The sequence below is a fragment of the Candidatus Cloacimonadota bacterium genome, assembly GCA_034661015.1.
Taxonomy (GTDB): Bacteria; Cloacimonadota; Cloacimonadia; order JGIOTU-2; family JGIOTU-2; genus JAYEKN01.
Genome location: JAYEKN010000092.1, coordinates 1 through 4,520 on the forward strand (window position 1 = coordinate 1; position 4,520 = coordinate 4,520).

Annotated in this window: 2 protein-coding genes; both read left to right on the plus strand. The window is 36.7% G+C overall.

What is annotated here, in order from left to right; translation table 11 throughout:
- A partial coding sequence (locus U9P79_03490) for a hypothetical protein (protein MEA2103688.1) occupies positions 1-2,848 on the plus strand: 2,848 nt, incomplete at its 5' end.
- A 2-nt stretch (positions 2,849-2,850) separates the two neighbouring features.
- On the plus strand, positions 2,851-4,164 hold the full coding sequence (locus U9P79_03495) for a DUF5723 family protein (GenBank protein MEA2103689.1): 1,314 nt from the start codon (positions 2,851-2,853) through the stop codon (positions 4,162-4,164).
- Positions 4,165-4,520 lie beyond the last annotated feature (356 nt).

Sequence of the window (4,520 nt, forward strand, 5' to 3'; positions counted from 1 at the left end):
TTCAACAGAAGATTATATTATCAGTATGCAGAGCGATACGGTTTATTTTTCTGCCTCGAATGACATTGAAACTTCCAATGTTGGTGATGAACTTAAAGTTGATGGACAAACAGAAATTTTTGAGGAAGAAATCGGAGATCAACTTAAAATTGATAGCAGGAATGAACAGACTACTATCGCAGTTGGTGATGAATTGGAAATTGATGCTCAGGAACAAGAATTTGAAAGAAGTATGGACAGAATCGAAGTCGGGGGAACCGGGGATGCTTATGCTGAAGTCCACGTCTTGGATTTTGCCAACGAAGCTCTTGGTGGTGGTGTTGGACCCGTAGTGGGTGAAGTAATTCCCCCTCTATATAACTTCCCACCATTTTATCAGGATTTTAGTGTATTCGAAAATGAAAATATCGAATACGTTATCATTGATACCGGAACTGTTTATATTACATTTCAAAATAATACGGAGATTCCTTTAAGTTCCACTCACCCAAACCAAAATGATCAAATGCATTTTGAATTTTGGACTAATGGCACAGCAGCATCACATCCCGACTCCATTTTTATGTTCACGCATTATATTGATCATGTTATTGAACCCGGAGCCATAGAATACATTTCAATCCCGTTTGATGGACAGACCGTATATATGGATAATTATATGGTATGTTATTTGACCACTGACGGTTCATCGGGACCGGTTAATGTTGATGAGGACGATACATTTGGAGTTACATTTAGTGTTGGAAATATGTCCGTTTCAGAAGCAAATGCTATTATTGAGAATGCTTCAGTTAATCACGAAGATGCAATTTCCATTTCTGACGAAAGCATTCAGGTGATTTCTGCTACGATTGATAGTTGCATTGGAAATATTTATATTGATAGCAATTTGCCAGTTAATATTGATACGTTAATTATTGAATTTTCTGAACTATTTAATCCTCCTCCGGATAATACACCTTTCAAAATTAAAATCGAAGAGCCTATTATTTCCGGAAGTAATCTTAATATTCCGATTGATCTTGCAGGATGTGTAATTCAATCACTCGGAACTGATCCGCTTGACTCTCTTGATTTTTCCCTATATGCTTCCAGTGATCCTCCCCCTACTTATGTTTTGGTTACACAGGAAGATCAAATTCTGACAAATATTGAATTCGGCAGAATGAAATTTGAAACGATTCATGGAATAATTGACCAAGAATCTAATAACGATGGTGAAATAGAACTGGATGATGACATAATTGAATTGCAATCTGCACAAATCAAAGAAGGAAACATTAATATTGAGTTAACAGGAATAGATCTTGAAACTCCGAGTAGGGTTGAGATTTTGTTTGATGAGATAGAAACACCTGCCGGTGAACCCCTCCTTCTTGTGATTGATAATAATTTTAATAACTTCCAGTTTGATTTTGCTGACCATTGGATAGAATTCGTGCCCCCACTTCAAACTCTTCATTATCATACAACGGTTATTTTGGATCAGGAGATTGAAATTTCAAACACCGATATTGTAACTGCTGATATTACCTTAAGCAATTTGATTTTTGAAGAAATAACCGGAAAATTCGGCAGTTTTACAATTGAAGATGAAGACGCAACTGTGATTGACAGCACCGGTGAATTTAGTTTGCACTTTGCCAAAATTGATAGTTGTGACGTGTTAATACAGATAAAGGAGGAAGATTATTCTCTTCCGTTTGGTGCGGATATTGAAATTGTATTTGAAGAAATATTTGATTCAAACGGTGATACCCTAATAATTAATCTGCGTTGCCCGAGTGACACACTTATCAGTTTTGCAAATCATACAATTGGGAATGATCAGGCTGCTACATTAGCAATAGATTCTTTACATTATTCTTATACAGTAATTACAGATAGCACAAATAACTATGTAACCGTTTATTACGAAGATGAGGTGAAAGCAACAATTGGTATTGGTGATATGATATTCGACGAAGTTAAGGGCATCATAAATGAGAAACGATTTGATGTGGACGATATTGATGAAGCAATTGATATTGGAAATATTCCAGACAGTCTTAACGGAGTTATGAACTTCCAAAACGCCGAACTCCACCTTGATGTCTATAATGGCACGGGTTTTGACTGCTGGTTGTATATCAATCTTGTCGGGAAAAACGATGCCGGGGATAGCGCTGTGATTGTGATTGATAATAATACCGGCGTTCTGGTTCCTAATGCCACTTCTACGCTTTGTGTAAGTGCGGGTGTTTCCGAATTGTTAAATCTTATACCTACAGAAATCGTGGCTCGAAATCCCTATGCCATTGTTGGAGATGGGATCACGGTTGGCAATATCACAAAAGAAGACTCCATTGCCGGCTCATACACTCTTGAAACGCCTTTCACATTTATTATAAACGACCATACCGTTACGATGGACACGCTTCAGCATATTGAAATTGATGACGAAACGCAAGACAAAATTCAGAATAATTTGAATAATGTAAAAGTAAAATTAAATACGGAGAACAAATTCCCCTTTGGTTTTACCGCTCGTCTTTATTTTGCTTCAGATTCATCAAAAGTTTGGACAGAACCGGAATTGATTATAGATTCGCTAATCATCGAACCGGCGGTTATTGATACGACCAATGGTGTTTCCGGAGATCCTACTCCGGGTGTGCTTTTTATTGAGCTTAACAATGCAGAGGGCGACCTTAACGTCTTCACAAATCCCGATGTCTATGTTGGAACAGAATTCGACATTATTGGAACAAATGGAAATATTGTTACTTGTATGGGTTCTGATAACTTAAATTTGATCGGTATTTTATCAGTAAAAGTTCACATTGACGAATCACTCTGGGAGGAATAATAATGAATAAGAAAATAATTATCCTGATACTCATTCTGCTTTGTGCAAATATTCTGTTTGCAATAAATATTTATAATCCCAAAAGCCTTGCTCTCGGTGATGCTTTTTTGACAAGATCTTCCGGCTTTCAATCGCTGGAATGGAATCCGGCAAATCTCGGTTTGAAAACTGATAATGTTACCTTAAACCTTTTTCACTTAGATATGCGATTAAAAAACAATTCGATTTCACTCGGAACTTACAACAAAACTACGGGTGATTCTTTAGATGAGAATGAAAAGCAAAAACTTCTCGATAATATCCCCGATTCTGGAATGAATTTATTTACTGCAACCCATTTAAATTTGCCCTTTGCTTCCTTCTCCGTTTGGAAAATCGGTTTTTCGATAAGTGAGCAAACCTATGCTGATATCACCCTTCCAAAAGATATGTTTGATTTGCTTTTATTCGGTAATACTGTGAATGAGGAATTTGATTTTTCCGATGCAGATGTTAAAGTTGTTAGTTTTCTGGAAACGAAATTCGGTTATGGTCAGCAAATATATCCGCAAAAGATTTTCCCTAAATTAGACTCTCTTCCCCCGATTTATGCAGGTATTAGTATGGGAATTATTTCCGGTTTGGGTTATGCGGAAATGGAAAAATTAACTTCAACATTTAAGGTTCAAAATAATGGATACTCAATAATCGAAAATGATATGAAGGTAAAAACAGCGGGTGTAAACACCACGGATAGCACTGTGAGTTTTGCTGACAACAAACCCGCAGGTATTGGCTTCCGCTCAAACATAGGCTTCTATTCACCCATAAATGAAAAGTGGACTGTGGGATTGGCAATCAATAACATTTTCGGATTTATAAATTGGCAAAACGACTGCGAAGAAGTTTGCCTGACAATTATTTCCGATACTTTGAATATTTTAAATTTTGAGGATTCTTTGGTTGTTGACACCACTTATGCAGTTGGAAGTTTTACCCAATCTCTTCCGGTTGAACTTCATCTTGGCGCCGAATATAATTATAGTGATTTTTATGTAGATATTTTGTTCTTCATGAATTACGTTCAAGGTTTTAAAAATAGTGTTATAACTTCTACGACTCCCAAAGTATCTTTCGGAGCAGAATATGCCCCACTCAAATGGCTTCCCATCAGGACTGGAATCGGATTTGGCGGTAAGGAAGGAATACACTTTTCATTTGGAACCGGATTATGTTTCAATCACTTTGAATTTAACTGGGGAATCCGCAATTACGGAGCTCTCTTTTATGGAGCAAAGGGATTAGGATTTTCTACAAGTATGCAATTGAAATTTTAATTTGCTGTAAAAAAAGTATTTCACAAAAAACGGAGAAAGGGCAACAACCCTCACTCCGTTTTTTTAAAACCGTAGGAAAATCTTGAGTTAAATTCCGTTTTTTTGAACTTGACTTAAGATTTTCCAACTCACAAATATAACGCTAATTAACTTAATAAATAATTTTTTCAATTCGTCACGGAATGGTCCGTGACTTCTCGAGAAGGCTACTTTACGGACAGACTCTAATTAGTGTCTGTCCGTAAAGTAGCATATCAAGTAAAATATATTCTTCATCCTTTTTACAACTCATCCCCTAACCCCTTCTCTTCAAAGAGAAGGGGAACTTTTATCTCCCTCTCCTCGATAGGAGAGGG

What these genes read in the sequence shown, in the direction of transcription:
- U9P79_03495 (MEA2103689.1), top strand. Translation starts at nt 2,851, where the DNA reads ATGAATAAGAAAATAATTATCCTGATACTCATTCTGCTTTGTGCAAAT.